Origin of the sequence: Rhodococcus sp. Eu-32 (genome assembly GCF_003336925.1) — a bacterium.
Classification (GTDB): domain Bacteria; phylum Actinomycetota; class Actinomycetes; order Mycobacteriales; family Mycobacteriaceae; genus Rhodococcoides; species Rhodococcoides kyotonensis_B.
The window spans coordinates 82,527-100,194 of the sequence record NZ_QGNK01000018.1; the positions used below are offsets into that span (position 1 = coordinate 82,527).

At 64.1% G+C, this 17,668-nt stretch carries 28 protein-coding genes; 7 read left to right on the forward strand and 21 right to left on the reverse strand.

Translation table 11 applies throughout. The features are described from left to right. The 10 genes from rpmD to DK926_RS20295 all read right to left on the reverse strand — a co-directional run bounded on the left by rpmD (window position 1) and on the right by DK926_RS20295 (window position 5,140). On the reverse strand, window positions 1-180 hold the full coding sequence (gene rpmD, locus DK926_RS20250; RefSeq protein ID WP_019663565.1) for a 50S ribosomal protein L30: 180 nt from the start codon (window positions 178-180) through the stop codon (window positions 1-3). After that, window positions 180-839: a 30S ribosomal protein S5 gene (rpsE, locus tag DK926_RS20255; RefSeq protein ID WP_068432282.1), complete on the reverse strand. Its 660-nt coding sequence runs from the start codon at window positions 837-839 to the stop codon at window positions 180-182. Before rpsE ends, rpmD begins: the two co-directional genes overlap by 1 nt. A gap of 31 nt (window positions 840-870) precedes the next feature. Continuing rightward, window positions 871-1,281 carry a 50S ribosomal protein L18 gene (gene rplR / locus DK926_RS20260; protein ID WP_068432286.1) on the reverse strand — a complete coding sequence of 137 codons (411 nt, stop codon included), beginning with the start codon at window positions 1,279-1,281 and terminating at the stop codon, window positions 871-873. Between the two features lies 1 nt (window position 1,282). Then, the gene (gene rplF / locus DK926_RS20265; protein WP_068432288.1) at window positions 1,283-1,822 is read right to left on the reverse strand and encodes a 50S ribosomal protein L6; all 540 of its coding nucleotides are present in this window, start codon (window positions 1,820-1,822) and stop codon (window positions 1,283-1,285) included. Between the two features lie 14 nt (window positions 1,823-1,836). Beyond that, window positions 1,837-2,235 carry a 30S ribosomal protein S8 gene (rpsH, locus tag DK926_RS20270; protein WP_068432291.1) on the reverse strand — a complete coding sequence of 133 codons (399 nt, stop codon included), beginning with the start codon at window positions 2,233-2,235 and terminating at the stop codon, window positions 1,837-1,839. Window positions 2,236-2,623: 388 nt separating this feature from the next. Continuing rightward, the gene (locus DK926_RS20275) at window positions 2,624-2,809 is read right to left on the reverse strand and encodes a type Z 30S ribosomal protein S14 (protein WP_084424121.1); all 186 of its coding nucleotides are present in this window, start codon (window positions 2,807-2,809) and stop codon (window positions 2,624-2,626) included. Window positions 2,810-2,813: 4 nt separating this feature from the next. Further along, window positions 2,814-3,377 carry a 50S ribosomal protein L5 gene (rplE, locus tag DK926_RS20280; RefSeq protein ID WP_068432294.1) on the reverse strand — a complete coding sequence of 188 codons (564 nt, stop codon included), beginning with the start codon at window positions 3,375-3,377 and terminating at the stop codon, window positions 2,814-2,816. A gap of 1 nt (window position 3,378) precedes the next feature. Continuing rightward, the gene (gene rplX, locus DK926_RS20285; protein WP_068432297.1) at window positions 3,379-3,696 is read right to left on the reverse strand and encodes a 50S ribosomal protein L24; all 318 of its coding nucleotides are present in this window, start codon (window positions 3,694-3,696) and stop codon (window positions 3,379-3,381) included. Further along, on the reverse strand, window positions 3,697-4,065 hold the full coding sequence (gene rplN / locus DK926_RS20290; protein WP_068432300.1) for a 50S ribosomal protein L14: 369 nt from the start codon (window positions 4,063-4,065) through the stop codon (window positions 3,697-3,699). It lies immediately after the preceding gene. Window positions 4,066-4,219: 154 nt separating this feature from the next. Next, a complete protein-coding gene (locus DK926_RS20295) occupies window positions 4,220-5,140 on the reverse strand; it encodes a glycosyltransferase (RefSeq protein ID WP_165839632.1) in 921 nt (306 codons plus the stop codon). Window positions 5,141-5,358: 218 nt separating this feature from the next. Here DK926_RS20295 and DK926_RS20300 point away from each other — a divergent pair, with 218 nt between their 5' ends. Then, window positions 5,359-6,696 (forward strand): AIM24 family protein, encoded by a 1,338-nt coding sequence (locus DK926_RS20300; protein WP_114331912.1) that lies wholly within the window; start codon window positions 5,359-5,361, stop codon window positions 6,694-6,696. 74 nt (window positions 6,697-6,770) lie between these two features. Here the strand turns inward: DK926_RS20300 and rpsQ are convergent, their stop codons facing one another. From rpsQ to rpsJ, 11 genes are read right to left on the reverse strand one after another with little or no spacing between them, the layout of a single operon-like run. Beyond that, on the reverse strand, window positions 6,771-7,049 hold the full coding sequence (gene rpsQ, locus DK926_RS20305) for a 30S ribosomal protein S17 (protein ID WP_068432307.1): 279 nt from the start codon (window positions 7,047-7,049) through the stop codon (window positions 6,771-6,773). Further along, window positions 7,046-7,291 carry a 50S ribosomal protein L29 gene (gene rpmC, locus DK926_RS20310; protein ID WP_019663551.1) on the reverse strand — a complete coding sequence of 82 codons (246 nt, stop codon included), beginning with the start codon at window positions 7,289-7,291 and terminating at the stop codon, window positions 7,046-7,048. The genes rpsQ and rpmC overlap by 4 nt, the downstream gene beginning before the upstream one ends. Further along, a complete protein-coding gene (gene rplP / locus DK926_RS20315) occupies window positions 7,291-7,707 on the reverse strand; it encodes a 50S ribosomal protein L16 (RefSeq protein ID WP_068432308.1) in 417 nt (138 codons plus the stop codon). The genes rpmC and rplP overlap by 1 nt, the downstream gene beginning before the upstream one ends. 2 nt (window positions 7,708-7,709) lie before the next feature. Then, a complete protein-coding gene (gene rpsC / locus DK926_RS20320; protein ID WP_068432310.1) occupies window positions 7,710-8,513 on the reverse strand; it encodes a 30S ribosomal protein S3 in 804 nt (267 codons plus the stop codon). Continuing rightward, window positions 8,513-8,932 carry a 50S ribosomal protein L22 gene (rplV, locus tag DK926_RS20325; protein ID WP_068432312.1) on the reverse strand — a complete coding sequence of 140 codons (420 nt, stop codon included), beginning with the start codon at window positions 8,930-8,932 and terminating at the stop codon, window positions 8,513-8,515. Before rplV ends, rpsC begins: the two co-directional genes overlap by 1 nt. Beyond that, window positions 8,929-9,210, reverse strand: coding sequence for a 30S ribosomal protein S19 (gene rpsS / locus DK926_RS20330; protein WP_008718309.1), 282 nt, complete (start codon window positions 9,208-9,210; stop codon window positions 8,929-8,931). Before rpsS ends, rplV begins: the two co-directional genes overlap by 4 nt. A gap of 13 nt (window positions 9,211-9,223) precedes the next feature. After that, window positions 9,224-10,060: a 50S ribosomal protein L2 gene (gene rplB, locus DK926_RS20335; RefSeq protein WP_068432314.1), complete on the reverse strand. Its 837-nt coding sequence runs from the start codon at window positions 10,058-10,060 to the stop codon at window positions 9,224-9,226. 39 nt (window positions 10,061-10,099) lie between these two features. After that, window positions 10,100-10,405: a 50S ribosomal protein L23 gene (rplW, locus tag DK926_RS20340; protein WP_068432316.1), complete on the reverse strand. Its 306-nt coding sequence runs from the start codon at window positions 10,403-10,405 to the stop codon at window positions 10,100-10,102. Beyond that, on the reverse strand, window positions 10,402-11,073 hold the full coding sequence (gene rplD, locus DK926_RS20345; protein ID WP_068432322.1) for a 50S ribosomal protein L4: 672 nt from the start codon (window positions 11,071-11,073) through the stop codon (window positions 10,402-10,404). The genes rplW and rplD overlap by 4 nt, the downstream gene beginning before the upstream one ends. Next, window positions 11,070-11,735: a 50S ribosomal protein L3 gene (gene rplC / locus DK926_RS20350; RefSeq protein WP_068432479.1), complete on the reverse strand. Its 666-nt coding sequence runs from the start codon at window positions 11,733-11,735 to the stop codon at window positions 11,070-11,072. Before rplC ends, rplD begins: the two co-directional genes overlap by 4 nt. Before the next feature lie 14 nt (window positions 11,736-11,749). Then, window positions 11,750-12,055, reverse strand: a complete 306-nt coding sequence (gene rpsJ, locus DK926_RS20355; protein ID WP_003938093.1) for a 30S ribosomal protein S10 — start codon at window positions 12,053-12,055, stop codon at window positions 11,750-11,752. Window positions 12,056-12,539: 484 nt separating this feature from the next. Between rpsJ and DK926_RS20360 the strand changes: the two genes are divergently transcribed. From DK926_RS20360 to DK926_RS20385, 6 genes are all read left to right on the forward strand, one after another. Continuing rightward, window positions 12,540-13,043, forward strand: a complete 504-nt coding sequence (locus DK926_RS20360; RefSeq protein ID WP_114331913.1) for a hotdog fold domain-containing protein — start codon at window positions 12,540-12,542, stop codon at window positions 13,041-13,043. Between the two features lie 24 nt (window positions 13,044-13,067). Continuing rightward, on the forward strand, window positions 13,068-13,943 hold the full coding sequence (locus tag DK926_RS20365) for a prephenate dehydrogenase dimerization domain-containing protein (RefSeq protein ID WP_114331914.1): 876 nt from the start codon (window positions 13,068-13,070) through the stop codon (window positions 13,941-13,943). A gap of 14 nt (window positions 13,944-13,957) precedes the next feature. Continuing rightward, entirely contained in the window at window positions 13,958-14,911 is a 954-nt protein-coding gene (locus DK926_RS20370) for a diiron oxygenase (RefSeq protein WP_068432480.1), read from the forward strand. Window positions 14,912-14,998: 87 nt separating this feature from the next. After that, window positions 14,999-15,970, forward strand: a complete 972-nt coding sequence (locus DK926_RS20375) for a daunorubicin/doxorubicin resistance ABC transporter ATP-binding protein DrrA (RefSeq protein ID WP_068432332.1) — start codon at window positions 14,999-15,001, stop codon at window positions 15,968-15,970. Next, window positions 15,967-16,800 carry an ABC transporter permease gene (locus tag DK926_RS20380; protein WP_068432333.1) on the forward strand — a complete coding sequence of 278 codons (834 nt, stop codon included), beginning with the start codon at window positions 15,967-15,969 and terminating at the stop codon, window positions 16,798-16,800. Before DK926_RS20375 ends, DK926_RS20380 begins: the two co-directional genes overlap by 4 nt. A gap of 2 nt (window positions 16,801-16,802) precedes the next feature. Further along, the gene (locus tag DK926_RS20385) at window positions 16,803-17,654 is read left to right on the forward strand and encodes an ABC transporter permease (RefSeq protein ID WP_068432334.1); all 852 of its coding nucleotides are present in this window, start codon (window positions 16,803-16,805) and stop codon (window positions 17,652-17,654) included. Window positions 17,655-17,668: the final 14 nt, after the last annotated feature.

Sequence of the window (17,668 nt, forward strand, 5' to 3'; positions counted from 1 at the left end):
TTAGACCTCCTCAACTGTGACGAGGTGGCGCACCACGTTGACCAGTCCGCGAGTCTGCGGCGTGTCCTCGCGAACGACGGACTGGCGGATGCCCTTCAGTCCGAGTGTCCGCAGGCTGTCCCGCTGGTTCGACTTCTGGCCGATGGTGCTCTTGATCTGAGTGACCTTCAGCTGTGCCATTACTTCACCGCTCCTGCCTGTGCGCGCGCACGGAGCATGCCTGCGGGAGCAACCTCTTCGAGGGTCAGGCCGCGGCGAGCCGCGACTTCCTCGGGACGCTGCAGTTCCTTCAGAGCCTGCACGGTGGCGTGGACGACGTTGATGGCGTTGTCGCTTCCGAGCGACTTCGACAGCACGTCGTGGATTCCGGCGCACTCCAGCACGGCGCGGACAGCACCACCGGCGATGACACCGGTACCGGCGCTGGCCGGACGGAGCATGACGATGCCTGCTGCAGCTTCACCCTGGACGGGGTGCGTAATGGTGCCGCCGATCATCGGAACGCGGAAGAAGCCCTTGCGTGCCTCTTCGACGCCCTTCTGGATCGCCGCGGGAACTTCCTTGGCCTTGCCGTAGCCGACGCCGACCAAGCCGTTGCCGTCGCCGACGATGACGAGGGCGGTGAAGCTGAAGCGACGACCACCCTTGACGACCTTGGAGACGCGGTTGATCGCGACTACGCGCTCGATGAAGTTCGACTTCTCGGCAGCGTTTCCGCCACGCGAGTTGTCGCGACGATCGCGTCCACCACGGTTGTCACCGCGGTTGTCGCCGCTGTTCGGTCCACTGTTCTGTCCGGCGGGGCCGTTTCCGCCGTCACGCCGTTGACGTCCCGGCATCAGGCTGTCCTTCCGTTGTTCGTGGTCATCATCAGAATGCCAACCCGCCTTCGCGGGCAGCATCTGCCAGAGCCGCGATGCGGCCGCTGTAGGTGTTGCCGCCGCGGTCGAAGACGACCGCGTCGATTCCAGCTGCCTTGGCGCGGCTGGCGATGAGCTCGCCGACCTTGGCGCTCTGCGCCTTCTTGTCGCCGTCCAACGCGCGCACGTCCGCCTCGATGGTCGACGCGCTGGCCAACGTGTGGCCTGCGAGGTCGTCCACGAGCTGGACATGGATGTGGCGTGAGGAGCGGTTGACGACCAACCGGGGACGCTCGGGCGTTCCGGAGATCTTCTTGCGCAGGCGGAAGTGGCGACGTGCCTTGGAGAGGCGGCGCTTCGTCGAGACGTCGGTTCCGCGAGGAGTGCGGTCGACCTTCGCCTTGTCTGTTGTCTGGCTCATATCACTTACCCGTCTTTCCGACCTTGCGGCGGATGACTTCACCCTCGTAGCGGATGCCCTTGCCCTTGTACGGGTCCGGACGCCGCAGACGACGAATGTTGGCAGCGATCTGGCCGACTGCCTGCTTGTCGATGCCGCTGATGGTGAATCGCGTGGGCGACTCCACCGTGAACGTGATGCCTTCCGGTGCCTCGATCAGCACGGGGTGGCTGTACCCGAGAGCGAACTCGAGGTCCTTGCCCTTGAGGACAACGCGGTAACCGACGCCGTGAATCTCCATCTTGGTGGTGTAACCGTTGGTGACACCGGTGATGAGGTTGGCGACGAGGGTGCGCGAGAGGCCATGCAGCGAGCGGCTACGACGCTCGTCGTCCGGACGGGTGACAGCGATGCTGCCGTCCTCGGCGCGGGCGATCTGGATGGGCTCGGCGATCGTCAGCTCGAGGGAACCCTTGGGGCCCTTGACCGCGACGTTCTGGCCGTCGATGGTGATGTCGACGCCCGCGGGAACCGCGACCGGCAATTTTCCAATACGTGACATGGTGGTGGCCTCCCCTACCAGACGTAGGCGAGGACTTCTCCGCCCACACCCTGCTTGGCCGCCTGACGCTCCGTGAGCAGACCGGTGGACGTGGAGATGATCGCCACGCCCAGTCCGCCGAGAACCTTGGGCAGATTGGTGGATTTCGCGTACACACGAAGGCCGGGCTTCGAGATGCGACGCACGCCGGCGAGGCTGCGCTCACGGCTGGGTCCGTACTTGAGGTCGACGACGAGGGTCTTGCCCACCTCTGCGTCCTCGGTACGGTAATCAGCGATGTAGCCCTCGCGCTTCAAGATGTCGGCGATGTTCGCCTTCAGCTTCGAGTGAGGAAGCTTCACCTGGTCGTGGTACGCCGAGTTGGCGTTGCGCAGACGAGTCAAGAAGTCTGCGATTGGATCGGTCATCGTCATGGTGTGACCTGTGCACCTTTCTCGCAGCGGTTCCCATGCAGCACGCGCGAACTGGTGCCACCGGGCGAAAGAAAACCCTTGGCCTGGCTCGTCACATCGTGGGCCTACAGCGAAGTGAACATGTCCTGACCGACTGTTGCCGGTCAGGGGTTGCGCTCCTGGCAATGCATCGCTGCACTGCCAGGTGTTACGAGTTTCAACGTGGAAGACTCGAGGTTGCGTCTGTCATTGCAAGGACTCGTGTGCAGGCACGACGAAGCCCGGGCAACCGCACAAGTGTAGGCAATGGGCCGCTGATCTCCAAATCGTCCGTTAAGCGCAAAAACGGGCGTGGGTTCCATTCGGAACCCACGCCCGTCAGCGTGGTGCGAGGCCCGAGGGCCTCAGATCACCAGGAGCTCTTGTGAACGCCAGGAAGCTCACCGCGGTGCGCCATCTCGCGAACGCAGATACGGCACAAGCCGAACTTGCGGAACACCGAGTGGGGACGGCCGCAGCGGTTGCAACGCGTGTAGGCGCGCACAGCGAACTTCGGCTTCTTGTTGGCCTTGTTGACCAATGCCTTCTTAGCCATGGACTCAGTTCTCCTTGAACGGGAAGCCGAGGTGCTTGAGCAGCGCGCGGCCTTCTTCGTTGTTGGTTGCGGTGGTCACCACAGTGATGTCCATGCCGCGCGGACGATCGATCTTGTCCACGTCGATCTCGTGGAACATCGACTGCTCGTTGAGGCCGAACGTGTAGTTGCCGTTGCCGTCGAACTGCGTGCCGGAGAGGCCACGGAAGTCCCTGATTCGGGGAAGGGCAATGGAGGTCAGGCGGTCCAGGAACTCCCACATGCGGTCGCCGCGCAGCGTGACGCGCGCACCGATGGGCATTCCTTCGCGGAGCTTGAACTGTGCGATGGACTTGCGCGCCTTGCGGATCTCCGGCTTCTGACCGGTGATCGCAGCGAGGTCGGCAACTGCACCGTTGATCAGCTTCGCGTCGCGGGCGGCGTCGCCGACACCCATGTTGACGACGACCTTCACAACACCCGGGATCTGCATGACGTTGTCGTATGCGAACTCGGAGTTGAGAGCGTCGCGGATCTCGGCGCGGTAGCGCGCCTTCAGCCGAGGCTGCGTGTTCTCAGTGGTAGTCATCTCAGATGTCCTTCCCGTTCTTCCGGGAAATACGAACGCGCTTGCCGGTCTCTTCGTCGGTCCGGTAGCCCACGCGGGTGGGGTTGCCGTCCGAGTCGATGACCGCGACGTTCGAAACGTGGATCGGGGCTTCCTGCGTGACGATGCCGCCCGAGGAGGCGCCACGCTGGTTCGCGGAAACCGCGGTGTGCTTCTTGATGCGGTTCACGCCCTCGACGAGGACCTTGGAATCAGCCGGGTAGGCCTGGATGACCTTGCCCTTGGCGCCCTTGTCCTTGCCTGCGATCACGAGAACGGTGTCGCCCTTGTGCACCTTCATTTACAGCACCTCCGGGGCGAGCGAGACGATCTTCATGAACTTCTTCTCGCGGAGCTCGCGGCCGACCGGGCCGAAGATGCGAGTTCCACGGGGATCGTTGTCGGCCTTGATGAGCACCGCAGCGTTCTCGTCGAAACGGATGTACGAGCCATCCGGACGACGGCGCTCCTTGACGGTACGCACGATGACGGCCTTGACGACCTCACCCTTCTTGATGTTGCCGCCGGGAATGGCGTCCTTCACCGTTGCCACGATGACGTCGCCGATTCCGGCGTAGCGACGTGACGAGCCACCGAGAACGCGGATGCAAAGGATTTCCTTCGCGCCCGTGTTATCAGCAACGCGTACGCGCGACTCCTGCTGAATCACAAACTTCTCCTAGACCTGGATGTGCTTACGTGCCGGATTTCCGTCCCGACACGCGCGGTCGGCTGCCGCAACACGGGCGCACGAGGGCACACCGCTGCCACAGGCAACTGGTCAAGTGTAGGGAACTACCGAGCCGAAACCAAATCGAGGCTGGTCACCAGACGAACGTGTGGTACTTCAATCCCCCGCGTACCTCACCGACGTGGGCAGCTACGGCGCGCAACCATTGTCCACGCGAGACTCGCGTGACGAATCGCGGCACGAGCGGGTTGCCGAGAAGCAACAGCCCCCACCATCGCATGGCCCGTCGTAGATGGACCGGCGGGCAGCCCTGGGCGCGATAGAGCCCTTGCACCTGGGCGAACCCGTAGCCCAATTTGTAGGACTGTCTGATCAACGGCACAAGCCTGTCGCGGAGTCGATATCCGACCAGTTGTTTTTGCGCGAAAGCAAGGGTGTACCCCGTCAATTGCGCGCGCCAGCAGAATTCGACATCCTCGCTTGCTTTCAATTCGGACGACATTCCTCCGAGTGCGCGATATACCGAAGCCCAGCAACCGAAACTCGCACCGATCGCGAAAGGCAGAAATGTGGTCTTCCCTTGCGTCTCAGGCGGACTCGTCGGCGTCCAGTCGAGCGCCTTGGCCGTATTGATCGAGTCGGTCTCGACAGCGGTGCCGACGACGTCGCTCTCCTGCGCCAGATCGACCAACGTGGCAAGCCAGTCTGCGTGCACGACGTCGTCCGCGTCGCAGAAGGCAAGGAACTCACCACGGGCAACGTTCGCGCCCTGGTTGCGTGCATACGACGGTCCCGCCTTCCCCGACGCGTCCACGTAGCGCACGTCGAGCAGTCCCTTGCGGGCGTATTCGCGCACATGTTGGTCGAGGCCGTCGTCCGACCCGTTGTCGGCGATCACGACCTCGACCGGGCCCGGGTAGCTCTGCTTGGCGAGACTGTCCAGCTGGTCGTCGAGATCCGGCAGCGAATTCTTTGCGGGAATGACGACGGAGACCAGGATCTCGTCGTGATGGCGTTTGGATTCCGATTTCTCGGAAACCTGCAGTTCGGTCATCGAAACCCCGCTCGCGTCGGCAGCCGGAAAACATGAAGAGACGTACAGCGATTCGACACTAATCCATTCGGACCGTCCTGTGCATCTCGTAACAGGTGGAACGAAGTTGTTGTCGGTCGATTGATCGACTTGAAACCGCCGAAATAATAATTTCGCCATTTCCGTTCGATTCTGCGGCCGATCCCCCGGTTCTGCCGACGTCGGGCACACTGGATCTCGTGAAGACACTCGCCCCTGGGGAGAATTGTCCGGCCCCGTCGTCCACCATGACGATCCACGTCGAGAGCGCGTATCCGCTGGACGTGTCGGCGTTGTTGCTCGCCGCGGACGGCCGTGTTCGTTCGGATGCGGACCTGATCTTCTACAACCAACCCGTCGGTCCCGGCGTCGAGTACCGCCACGAGGGCAGCCGTCACCGTATCGTCGTCGACACCGCCCACATTCCGTCCGACATCGACACAGTCGCGATCACGGCATCGCTGGATGGCACAGGCCCGACGACCTTCGCGGCCGCCGGTCCTGTCGCGACGACAGTGGGCGACGCGTCGGGAAGCGCCGTCGTGAGCTACCGAGCCGATGCCGGAGCTGACGAGTCCGCCCTGGTCTGTCTCGAGATCTACCGCCGCGGCTCGGACTGGAAGCTCCGCGCGGTGGGCCAAGGCTATGCCGACGGATTGGCCGGGCTGGCAACAGCTTTCGGCATCACCATCGACGACGAAGAGCCAACCCACGCGTCGGTCGCGTCGCCCACGAGCACTCCCCCACCCACCCCGGCGGCCGCTCCCACATCGCCGGCTCCTACGTCAGGAGGGCATCAGCCCATGAAGAGTGACCTGTTCGCGCCCGCGCATTCCGAGGTCCCCGGCGCGGGTATTCAGAAGCAAGGCAGCAAGATGTGCCGGGTCGGCATGAACGGCGACGTCATGGCACGCGCCGGCTCGATGGTCGCCTACCAGGGCGATCTGAGCTTCGAAGCAAAGGGCTCGGGTGGCTTCGGCAGAGCCGTCCGTCAGGCGCTGTCCGGTGAGGGCGTGCCGCTCATGAAGGTTTCCGGGCGCGGGGATCTGTTCCTCGCGAACGCCGCCCAGGACGTTCACCTGATCGATCTCGACGGGTCCGACGGTCTGACGATCAACGGTGCGAACGTACTGGCGTTCGATTCGTCGCTGAGCTACGACGTCAAACGCGTCCAGGGCGCGGCATCGGGCGGGAATGCCGGGTTCTTCAACTGCGTGTTCACCGGACGAGGCCGTATCGCGATCACGACCGACGGCGTTCCCGTCGTGCTGAACGTGGATCAGCCGACGTTCGCCGATCCGCAGGCGGCGGTCGCATGGTCGTCCAGCCTGTCTACGCGAGTGAAGAAGAACGACTCGTTCGGCCTGGGGACGTTGATGGGTCGATCGACCGGCGAGCGCTTCACACTGGAGTTCGCGGGTCAGGGATTCGTCGTCGTCCAACCGTCGGAGCTGCCGCCTGCCGGCATGATCGGCGGTAGTGGAAGCGGCGAACAGGCGGGTGTCGGTGGCGCGCTCGGTGGGCTCCTCGGACGCTGAGAGCCTCGCCGGAACATACGAAAAAGCCCGCTCCCATTCGGGAGCGGGCTTCGTTCGCAGTAAGGACGGGAGTCCTACTTGGCCTTCTCGAGGACCTCGACCAGTCGCCAGTGCTTCGTGGCGGACAGCGGGCGGGTCTCCATGAGCTGAACGCGGTCACCGATTCCGGCGACTCCGTTCTCGTCGTGGGCCTTCACCTTGGTCGTGCGACGGATGACCTTGCTGTAGAGCGGGTGCTTGACCCGGTCTTCCAGCTCGACCACGATCGTCTTCTGCATCTTGTCGGATACGACGTATCCGATGCGGGTCTTGCGGTTGTTGCGTCCTTCAGTCACAGTCTTTTCCTCGCTCATGCCGCGTCACCTGCAGTGTCGTCGGCAGGGCCGGTGGCCAGACCGAGCTCACGCTCACGCAGGACGGTGTAGATGCGCGCGATCTCGTGACGAACGGTGCGCAGTCGACGGTTGTTGTCCAGCTGGCCGGTAGCCATCTGGAAACGAAGGTTGAACAGCTCTTCCTTCGACTCGCGCAGCTTGGTGACCAGCTCTTCACCGGTGAGCTCGCGAAGCTCTGCGGCTGGGGTTCCGGTAGCCATCAGAACTGCTCCTCCCTGGTGATGATGCGTGCCTTCATCGGCAGCTTGTGGATTGCGCGAGTCAGTGCTGCACGCGCGGTTGCTTCGTCGGGGAACGAGAGCTCGAAGAGCACCCGACCCGGCTTGACGTTCGCGACCCACCACTCGGGCGAACCCTTACCGGAACCCATTCGGGTCTCGGCAGGCTTCTTGGTGAGCGGGCGGTCCGGGAAGATGTTGATCCAGACCTTGCCGCCACGCTTGATGTGGCGAGTGATCGCGATTCGGGAAGCCTCGATCTGACGGTTGGTGATGTAGGCGGGCTCGAGAGCCTGGATGCCGTAGTCACCGAACGTCACGTGGTTGCCGCCCTTGGACGCACCCGATCGCTTCGGGTGGTGCTGCTTCCGGTGCTTGACCCGGCGTGGGATCAACATCGTCAGCCCTCCTGATTCGACTCGGTCGAGGCCGGAGCCTCTGCGGATGCCGCGCGACCGGCCTCGGTGCTGGTCGCCGTGGTGCCCGAAGCACCGGAACGACGCGGACGCGAGGGACGCTCACGACGCGGGCGGTCGTTGCCTGCAGCAGGTGCAGCAGCGGCCAGCTCACGACGGCCACCGACGATGTCGCCCTTGTAGATCCAGACCTTCACGCCGATGCGGCCGAAGGTGGTCTTGGCTTCGTACAGTCCGTAGTCGATGTCCGCACGAAGCGTGTGCAGCGGCACACGGCCTTCGCGGTAGAACTCCGAGCGGGACATCTCGGCGCCGCCGAGACGGCCGGAGCACTGGACACGAATTCCCTTGACGTTCGGCTGACGCATGGCCGACTGAATGGCCTTACGCATCGCGCGACGGAATGCGACGCGGTTGCTGAGCTGCTCGGCAACACCCTGGGCCACGAGCTGAGCCTCGGACTCGGCGTTCTTGACCTCGAGGATGTTGAGCTGAACCTGCTTGCCGGTCAGCTTCTCGAGTGCTCCGCGGATGCGGTCGGCTTCGGCGCCACGGCGACCGATGACGATGCCCGGGCGTGCCGTGTGGATGTCCACGCGAACACGGTCACGGGTGCGCTCGATCTCGACCTTCGCGATACCCGCGCGCTCCATGCCGGTGGCGAGAAGCTTGCGGATCGCGACGTCTTCCTTGACGTACTCCGAGTACTGCTTGTCTGCGTACCAACGCGACTTCCAGTCAGTGGTGATACCCAAGCGGAAGCCGTGCGGGTTGATTTTCTGACCCACTACTGAGCCCCTTCCTTGGACGCCTGACCCTTGCGGCGGTTACGGCTGGTTCCACCGGTCTTGGGCAGGCTCTCGACGATCACCGTGATGTGGCTCGTGCGCTTGCGGATCCGGAATGCCCGGCCCTGAGCACGCGGCTGGAAACGCTTGAGGGTTGCGCCCTCGTCCACGAATGCAGTCGCGACGACCAGCGTGCTGGGGTCGAGATCCAGGTTGTTCTCGGCGTTGGCCGCTGCGGACGCGATCACCTTGGCGACCGGCTCGCTGGCTGCCTGCGGCGCGAACTTCAGGATGTTGAGCGCGTCCTCGACGGAGCGCCCGCGAACCAGATCGACGACGCGGCGTGCCTTCATGGGCGTGACGCGTACGTGCTTCGCGACGGCCTTTGCAGTCGGGTTGGCGGTTTCGGTCTTGCTCATCGCCTCTTCGCCTTCCGGTCGTCCTTGATGTGACCCTTGAACGTGCGGGTCGGTGCGAACTCTCCGAGCTTGTGGCCGACCATCGAGTCGGACACGAACACCGGCACGTGCTTACGGCCGTCGTGGACGGCGAAGGTGTGACCGATGAAGTCGGGGAGAATTGTCGAGCGACGGGACCAGGTCTTGATGACCTGCTTGGTTCCCTTGTCGTTCTGGACGTCGACCTTCGCGAGGAGGTGATCGTCTACGAACGGGCCTTTCTTCAGGCTGCGTGGCATTCTGAACTCCCTCCTAGCGCTTGTTCTTGCCGGTACGGCGACGACGGACGATGAGCTTGTCGCTCGCCTTGTTCTTGCGGGTACGGCCTTCAGGCTGTCCCCAGGGGCTGACCGGGTGGCGACCACCGGAGGTCTTGCCCTCACCACCACCGTGCGGGTGGTCGACCGGGTTCATGACGACACCACGGACGGTCGGGCGCTTGCCCTTCCAGCGCATACGGCCGGCCTTGCCCCAGTTGATGTTCGACTGCTCGGCGTTGCCGACCTCGCCGACGGTTGCGCGGCAGCGCACGTCGACGCGACGGATCTCGCCGGAGGGCATACGCAGGGTGGCGTAGGTGCCTTCCTTGCCGAGGAGCTGGATGCTCGATCCGGCGGAGCGGGCCATCTTGGCGCCGCCACCGGGACGAAGCTCCACAGCGTGGATGGTCGTACCCGTGGGGATGTTGCGCAGCGGCAGGTTGTTACCCGGCTTGATGTCGGCGCCTGCGCCGGACTCGATCGGGGATCCCTGGCTGATGCCCTTAGGTGCGACGATGTAGCGCTTCTCGCCGTCCGCGTAGTGCAGCAGTGCGATGTTGGCGGTGCGGTTGGGGTCGTACTCGATGTGAGCGACCTTGGCCGGCACGCCGTCCTTGTCGTTGCGACGGAAATCGATCAGACGGTACGCGCGCTTGTGACCGCCACCCTTGTGCCGGGTGGTGATACGACCGTGTGCGTTACGTCCACCGCGACCGTGCAGGGGGCGAATCAGCGACTTCTCGGGCGTGCTGCGAGTGATCTCCGCGAAATCGGAGACACTGGAGCCGCGGCGGCCCGGAGTGGTCGGCTTGTACTTACGGATTGCCATGAGTCTTCTCGTCCTCTAGTTCCGAAGAATCCCAGCCGCTTACGCGACCGGACCTCCGAAGATCTCGATGGGCTTGCTGTCGGCGGAGAGCGTCACGAGCGCGCGCTTGGTGTCCTTGCGCTTGCCGTAACCGAACCGGGTCCGCTTGCGCTTGCCCTGACGGTTCTGCGTGTTGACGCTGGTCACGGTGACGTCGAAGATCTTCTCGACGGCAATCTTGATCTGCGTCTTGTTCGAATCCGGGTGCACCAGGAAGGTGTAGGTGCCTTCCTCGATCAGTCCGTAGGACTTCTCGGAGATGACCGGCGCCAGCAAGATGTCGCGGGGATCGGCGATGGTGGTCACTTGCTTCCCTCCTCGTTCTTCGCAGGCCCTGCGATGAACGTGTTCAGCGCTTCCACGCTGAATACGACGTCATCGGCTTCGAGCACGTCGTACGTGTTGAGCTGGTCGGGTGCGATGGGGTGCACGCCGTCCAGGTTCTGGACGCTCTTCCACGCTGCGATGTCTTCGCGGCCGACGACCAGAAGGACCTTCTTGCGGTCCGAGATCTCGGCGAGGAACGACTTGGCAACCTTGGTCGACGGGGTCTGTCCGGCCACCAGTTCGGTGATCACGTGCAGACGCTCGTTGCGGGTCCGGTCGGAGAGGGCTCCGCGCAGAGCGGCGGCCTTCATCTTCTTCGGCGTCCGCTGGCTGTAGTCACGCGGCTGTGGTCCGTGAACGGTTCCACCGCCGACGAACTGCGGAGCGCGGGTCGAGCCCTGACGAGCGCGGCCGGTGCCCTTCTGGCGGTACGGCTTCTTGCCGCCACCGCGAACGTCGCCACGAGTCTTCGTGGAGTGCGTTCCCTGACGAGCAGCAGCGAGCTGTGCGACGACGACCTGATGCATCAGCGCGACGTTCGCAGGAGCGTCGAAGATCTCGGCGGGGAGATCGACGGTGCCGTTGGTCTTGCCACCGGCTTCCTTGACGTCCAGCGTCAGATTGGTCTTCTTCTCGAGGCTGGTCATGCCCGTGCACCACCCTTCAATGCGGACTTGACGATCACGACGTTGCCGCGACGGCCGGGGATCGCTCCCTTGATCAAGAGCAGACCGTTCTCGCTGTCCACCTTGTGGACCGAGAGGTTCTGCGTGGTGACGCGGTCGCCACCCATGCGTCCGGACATGCGCATTCCCTTGAAGACGCGACCGGGGGTTGCACAACCACCGATGGATCCGGGACGACGGTGGACTGCCTGCGCACCGTGGCTTGCACCCTGGCCGGCGAAGCCGTGGCGCTTCATGGTTCCGGCGAAGCCCTTGCCCTTGCTGGTGCCGGTGACGTCGACGAATGCGCCGTCCTCGAACACAGCGGCGGTGAGCTCCTGGCCGACCTCGAACTGCGAGGCGTCGGCGACACGGATCTCCACGACGTGGCGGCGGGGCGTGACACCTGCCTTCTCGAACTGGCCGGTGGTCGGCTTGTTCACCTTGCGCGGGTCGATCGCACCGAAGGCGACCTGGACTGCGCTGTAGCCGTCGCGCTCCTGCGTGCGGATCTGGGTGACCACGTTCGGGCCTGCCTTGATCACGGTCACGGGAACGACGCGGTTGTTCTCGTCGAAGACCTGGGTCATTCCGAGCTTCGTGCCCAGAATTCCTGTCGCAGGCCGATTCTTGTTATCAGTCATCGTTGTCTCCGCGCTCACTGGATGTTGACGTCGACACTGGCAGGCAGATCGATGCGCATGAGCGCGTCGACCGTCTTCGGCGTCGGGTCGAGGATGTCAATGAGCCGCTTGTGAGTACGCATCTCGAAGTGTTCGCGCGAATCCTTGTACTTGTGGGGCGAACGGATGACGCAGTACACGTTCTTTTCGGTCGGCAACGGCACCGGTCCGACGACGCGGGCACCCGTACGGGTGACCGTCTCGACGATCTTGCGCGCTGACGCATCGATCGCCTCATGGTCGTAGGCCTTGAGCCTGATGCGGATCTTTTGTCCCGCCACGCTTAGTGTCCTTTTCTTGCCGCTTGTCGTAGAACCGGCCACTCGGCCTGCTCCACCTCGTATGCACAGTCCCCGAGTCGTTCGGTTTCACCGAATAGGACTCGAACTGCCTTCGTGCTCGCACGACAGACCGAACGTTGGCGATCAGGCGGGTACCCGATCCGTTGCCGCTGTTCATCTGTCATGGTTCTCCGGTCCACGCGGTCGGGCGTGTCGTATTTCTACTCATACTTCGACCGCTTGCTCTTCTCCGAAGCTCCATGGCGCGAGGCCGTCGGTGCATCTCCGAGCTGGCGAACCGGACGCACTCACGTAAGAGTGCTGGTCCGTTCTGCTTTCCTTACCTGTTCGAGGCCGCACAGAAGCGCGTCCCTGCCCAGGCAACCCGACCAGTATGCCGTACACCGGCCGTGAGTACAAATCCGCCCCGATTGCCCAGCGCATGCCGCTGTCGCCCGAACTTACTCGGCGGTAAGGTGCGGACATGACCGCCACTGTGAACGCCGTCGGACCTACGTACCGCACCTGGCAGCGCCTGCCACGCACTGTCGTGGGAGAAGCACTGTTCTCTCTGGGAATGTGCGTGCGCGTGCCGTACTTCGGCACCATTCTCCCCCACGTCCGATCGCTCGAACCAGGCCGATGCGAGGTGACAGCGCCGAAGTGGTGGGGCATCCGCAATCACCTCGGGACCTTCCACGCCATCGCCGCGTGCAATCTCGCCGAGGTCGCGATGGGGATGCTCGCGGAGGCGACGGTCCCGACGACGCACCGCTGGATCCCCAAGGAGATGAGGGTGCAGTACCTGACCAAGGCGACGACGTCGCTCCACGCTGTCGCGGAGATCGAAATACCCGACTTCGACACGAGCGACGACGGCATGGATCTCGTCGTTCCCGTACGGATCACCGACAAGGCCGGGACCGAGGTCGTGCATGCCGACATCACGATCTGGGTCTCGCGCGCCGCGCGCACGTACGATCGGTGAACCGCTGCACTACATACTGGTCGCATGAAGACTTACGACGCCGTGGTCGCGGGCGGCAGCGGTGCCGTCGGCACCCTGCTCGCCCACCTTCTGGCGGATGACGGGTCGACGGTCCTGACAGTCGACCGTGTCGCTCCACACGACCGGGACGCGAGCATCGACCACGTCGTCGGTGACATCACGGACCCCGACGAACAGTTGGCGTCACACCTGAGCACAGCCGGCGTCGTCGTGCTCGCTGTTCCGGAATCCGTTGCGCTGCAAGCCGTTTCGCGATGGCGTGCTCCGACCGCCCTGCTTGTCGAAACGCTGTCGGTGAAGTCGGGATTCGCGTCGTCCGTGGGCGACATCGCGGGCCCGGTCATCGGCATCAACCCGATGTTCGCGCCCGCGCTCGGTATGCAGGGCCGCCCGGTAGCCGCCGTCACGCACCGACCCGGAACAGCTGCGACCGAGTTCCTGGACAGGGTCCGACGCTGTGGTGGGCGCGTGATCGAACTCGACGCGGACACACACGACAGGTTGGCAGCCGCGACGCAGGCGCTGACGCACGCGGCGGTGCTGGCCTTCGGTTCGGCGCTGGACCAACTGGGCGTCGACGCGTCCCTGGTCGACGCCGTCGCTCCTCCCCCGGCCCGGACTCTCCTCGCCCTCCTCGCACGGGTCTCGGGTGGTCAACCGGAGGTCTACTGGGACGTTCAGGCCGGCAATCCCCATGCGGCCGCGGCACGCGCGGCGTTGGCGCGCGGGCTTCGTGACCTCGACGCGACCGTCGCGTGCGGAACCGAGCCGGACTTCGCCGAACTCATGCGACGTGCGGGCGCATCGGTGCCGAACGGTGACGTCTATTCGGCGTTGTGTACCGAGCTTTTCGGTACGGTTCGAGGTAGCGCCACGTGACAGAGGACTACGCAATGATCGAACACCCCTCGCTTCCCGAGTACGACGCCACCGACCCCGTCGAAAGCGCCGTGGTCAAGCGTCTGGCCGGAAACTGGGAGCACCGGGCAACCGTCAAGAAGGCCGAACCGGATCTCGACGACCTCTTCGATCCTGCCAAGCACGATTTCCCCGAAGCTCTCATTCCGTTCGCGGAGCACGACACCTACCGCGAACTCCCCGAGGCCAGGCGCGAGAAGCTCCGAGCGTGGGGCTGGATCGCCTACAACAAGAACGTCATGGACGTCGAGCAGCAGGTCGTCAATCCGGGTTTCTCGTTGCTGGCGCAGGATGCCTTCGAGACCGGACTCGGCGACACACTCGCGGTCGCCGTCACTCAGGCAATGGTCGACGAGCAGTACCACACCCTCATGCACCTCAACGCGAGCGTCCTGACGCGTCGCAGGCGCGGTTGGCCCCTTCGAACGCAGAGCCTTCCCTTCAGCGCGACGGTTCGACGACGCCAGAAAGCACAGCTCACCGCACCGGACTCGGAGAGCGCAGCTCTCAGCGCCCTCGCGTTCACGACGGTGGCAGAGATCTCGATCACCTCCTACCTCGACCTGATAGAGGACAACGAACTGGTCCAGCCGGTGAACCGGGCAACCGTCAAGCTGCACAACCGAGACGAGTACTGCCACGCGTCGATCGCCGACGATCTGGCGGGCATCGTGTTCGAGAAGCTCGACGACCGAGGTCGACGCAGTTTTCTCGACGGCCTGAAAGACGGAATGGACGCCTTCTCCAGTACGGACTTCTCGACGTGGCGAGCCATTCTGCGTCAGGAGGAGGTCCCCGATTTCGAGCGAATGCTGAACGAGGTCGAGTCCGACGGGAGCAGGCGGCAGCTAATCCAGGACTACAGCGGCATCAGGGCGCTGTGCCGAAAACTCGACGTCGAGGACGAAATCGGTATCGACTGGGCGTGAGCGTTCGCTCGGGTTCGCTGTGACCGCAGGTAACATCTCAGGGCGGAACTGCTCGACCCTCACTGTCCCCGACCGTACGGAGAATCGATGGCCTTGTCCGAGGACGCAGCTGTACTGGTGGAGGACGTCCACAAGTCTTTCGACGACGTCCACGCTCTCCGCGGGATCAGCTTCTCGGCCCCTCGCGGTTCGGTTCTGGGAATCCTCGGCCCCAACGGCGCAGGCAAGACGACGACGGTCAAGGTTCTGTCGACGTTGATCAAGCCCGACCGAGGGCGCGCTCTCGTCGCAGGACACGACGTGTCCGCCGAGGCGCCGGCAGTGCGGCGGTCGATCATGATGACCGGCCAGTACGCCGCACTCGACGACACGCTGTCCGGGCGCGAGAACATCGAGCTGTTCGGCCGATTGATGGGGCTCGACAAGAAGGCGTCCAAGGCTCGCGCCCAGGCCCTCCTCGAGGAGTTCGACCTGGTCCACACCGGAAAGCGTCCTGTGCGGGGCTACTCGGGCGGTATGCGTCGCCGTATCGACATCGCGTGCGGGCTTGTCGTTCGCCCCAAGGTCGTGTTCCTCGACGAGCCGACGACCGGTCTCGATCCCCGCTCCCGTCAGGGCGTGTGGTCGCTGGTCGAGGCACTGAAGGCGCAGGGCATCACCGTGTTGTTGACGACGCAGTACCTCGAAGAGGCCGACGTGCTCAGCGACAACATCATCGTCATCGACAAAGGCACCGTCATCGCCGAAGGCACGTCGGACGAGTTGAAGGCGATGACGGGCGGCAACTTCTGCGAGGTCGTGCCGTTGGATCCCGATCAGCTGCCCGCCGTGGTGACGGTTCTCGGCGAGCTCGTCCCCGAGGCCGTCGCCAAGGATCTGACTCCCGGCGTCGACCGGTTGTCGATTCCGGCTCCGGACGGCGCAGGCACGTTGTCGGAGGTTCTTCGACGGATCGACCAAGCGGGCATTCCCCTCGCCGACATCGCGTTGCGACGGCCGTCTCTCGACGACGTGTTCCTGACTCTGACCGGCCACACCAACCCGGTTCCGACGCCGTGACCACAGCCGAGAGAGATTCGCGATCCTCGGAGAGCGAGGCCGGCGACGACCGATCACGTCGACGGCGGTTCGAGCCGTCGGGATTCGTCCAATGGCGTGTCCTGACTGCGCGGACGGTGCGCACGATGGTCAAGAAGGGTGAACTGCTGGTCGCGGTCATCGCACCGCTGATCTTCACCATCGGCTTCTATCTGCCGCTGAAGTTCGTCATGCAGTTCCAGGGCATCGATTACGCCCAGTTCCTGATGCCGATCATCGTCCTGCAGGCCATGGCGTTCACCGCAATCTCGTCCGCGCAGCGCGCGTCGACCGAGGCCTTGACGGGGTTGTCGACGCGGCTCAAGACGATGCCCGTCGTCATCGGGGCCCCGCTGATGGCCCGCATGACCAGCGCGTTCCTGAGATCCACGGTGACGCTCACCGCCGCGCTCATCTACGGCCACGTCATCGGCTTCCGGTTCAGCGCAGGTCCACTGCAGGCCATGATGTTCGGTGCGACGGCCCTCGCCATCAGCACGGTGCTGTCGTTCGGCGCCGACGCGATCGGCACGTTGTCCAAGAGTCCGGAGGCGACGAGCCAGGCGCTTACGCTCCCCCAACTGATTCTCGGGATGGCGTCGACCGGCTTCGTTCCGGAGACCGGGTTCCCCGAATGGATTCGACCGTTCGTCCGCAACCAGCCGATCTCACAGTTCTCGGCCGCGATGCGAGACATGGCCGAAGGCGCCATCACGTTCTCGGTCATTCTGCCGGCGCTGCTGTGGATCATCGGATTGAGTGTCGTGCTGATTCCGCTCGCTCTGTGGGCGAGCCTGCGACGGAGAGAGTGAGCATGACCGACCTGCACCCGGCCCGTTCGACACCGACGTCGACCCTGGATTTCCCCGAGGTCGAACATCCGCTGCCCGAGTCTTCCCCCCGCGCACTGTGGACGCACAGCCTGATTCAGTGCAAACGCCTGCTGATCCGGTGGTCGCGTGACCCGTCGACCATGATTCAGGCGATCCTGTACCCGGCGCTGATGCTGCTGATGTTCCGGGTCGTGCTCGGCAACTCGATCACGCTGGCCACGGGTCAGCCCGCCGTGTACGGACAGGTTCCGCTCATTGCGCTGATCGGCGCGATGTTCGGGTCGATCGTCAGTGCCGTCGGGCTCAAGGGCGAGCGGAACAGCGGTCTGTTGTCTCGCTTCTACACGCTGCCGACGCATCGGGCCGCTGGTCTGCTCGGACGCATGATGGCCGAGGCCGTGCGAGTTCTGGTCACGACGATCGTCATCGTTGCGATGGGCTTCGTTCTCGGGTTCCGATTCAACAACGGCCTTCTGGCTGGAATCGGGTTGATTCTGCTGCCGATCGTGTTCGGTCTCGGCTTCGCGGTGATGGTGACGTTCCTCGCGACGGCCGCCGGAGACGCTCCGCTCGTCGAACTGGTGTCGATGCTGTGCACGCTGCTGCTGTTCTTCAATTCGGGCTTCGTACCCGTTGCGGCGTATCCCACGTGGCTACAGCCTGTCGTCGCGGCGCAGCCGATGTCGTGTGCGGTCGACGCGATGAGAGCTCTGGCGTTGGGCGGTCCCACCCTCGTCCCGGTACTGCAGACGCTGGCGTGGTCGTTCGGTCTGGTGGCGGTGTTCCTCGTCCCGGCGATTCGCGGATACCGACGCGCTTCGTCGTCGGCCTGACAATAGAGAGCGGC

Coding starts and splice junctions, on each gene's coding strand:
- rpmD (WP_019663565.1), bottom strand. CDS start 180: ATGGCACAGCTGAAGGTCACTCAGATCAAGAGCACCATCGGCCAGAAG.
- rpsE (WP_068432282.1), bottom strand. CDS start 839: ATGCCGGGACGTCAACGGCGTGACGGCGGAAACGGCCCCGCCGGACAG.
- rplR (WP_068432286.1), bottom strand. CDS start 1,281: ATGAGCCAGACAACAGACAAGGCGAAGGTCGACCGCACTCCTCGCGGA.
- rplF (WP_068432288.1), bottom strand. CDS start 1,822: ATGTCACGTATTGGAAAATTGCCGGTCGCGGTTCCCGCGGGCGTCGAC.
- rpsH (WP_068432291.1), bottom strand. CDS start 2,235: ATGACGATGACCGATCCAATCGCAGACTTCTTGACTCGTCTGCGCAAC.
- DK926_RS20275 (WP_084424121.1), bottom strand. CDS start 2,809: ATGGCTAAGAAGGCATTGGTCAACAAGGCCAACAAGAAGCCGAAGTTC.
- rplE (WP_068432294.1), bottom strand. CDS start 3,377: ATGACTACCACTGAGAACACGCAGCCTCGGCTGAAGGCGCGCTACCGC.
- rplX (WP_068432297.1), bottom strand. CDS start 3,696: ATGAAGGTGCACAAGGGCGACACCGTTCTCGTGATCGCAGGCAAGGAC.
- DK926_RS20295 (WP_165839632.1), bottom strand. CDS start 5,140: ATGACCGAACTGCAGGTTTCCGAGAAATCGGAATCCAAACGCCATCAC.
- rpsQ (WP_068432307.1), bottom strand. CDS start 7,049: ATGAGCGAGGAAAAGACTGTGACTGAAGGACGCAACAACCGCAAGACC.
- rpmC (WP_019663551.1), bottom strand. CDS start 7,291: ATGGCTACCGGAACCCCAGCCGCAGAGCTTCGCGAGCTCACCGGTGAA.
- rplP (WP_068432308.1), bottom strand. CDS start 7,707: ATGTTGATCCCACGCCGGGTCAAGCACCGGAAGCAGCACCACCCGAAG.
- rplV (WP_068432312.1), bottom strand. CDS start 8,932: ATGAGCAAGACCGAAACCGCCAACCCGACTGCAAAGGCCGTCGCGAAG.
- rpsS (WP_008718309.1), bottom strand. CDS start 9,210: ATGCCACGCAGCCTGAAGAAAGGCCCGTTCGTAGACGATCACCTCCTC.
- rplB (WP_068432314.1), bottom strand. CDS start 10,060: ATGGCAATCCGTAAGTACAAGCCGACCACTCCGGGCCGCCGCGGCTCC.
- rplD (WP_068432322.1), bottom strand. CDS start 11,073: ATGACCAGCCTCGAGAAGAAGACCAATCTGACGCTGGACGTCAAGGAA.
- rplC (WP_068432479.1), bottom strand. CDS start 11,735: ATGACTGATAACAAGAATCGGCCTGCGACAGGAATTCTGGGCACGAAG.
- DK926_RS20360 (WP_114331913.1), top strand. CDS start 12,540: ATGACCGCCACTGTGAACGCCGTCGGACCTACGTACCGCACCTGGCAG.
- DK926_RS20365 (WP_114331914.1), top strand. CDS start 13,068: ATGAAGACTTACGACGCCGTGGTCGCGGGCGGCAGCGGTGCCGTCGGC.
- DK926_RS20370 (WP_068432480.1), top strand. CDS start 13,958: ATGATCGAACACCCCTCGCTTCCCGAGTACGACGCCACCGACCCCGTC.
- DK926_RS20375 (WP_068432332.1), top strand. CDS start 14,999: ATGGCCTTGTCCGAGGACGCAGCTGTACTGGTGGAGGACGTCCACAAG.
- DK926_RS20385 (WP_068432334.1), top strand. CDS start 16,803: ATGACCGACCTGCACCCGGCCCGTTCGACACCGACGTCGACCCTGGAT.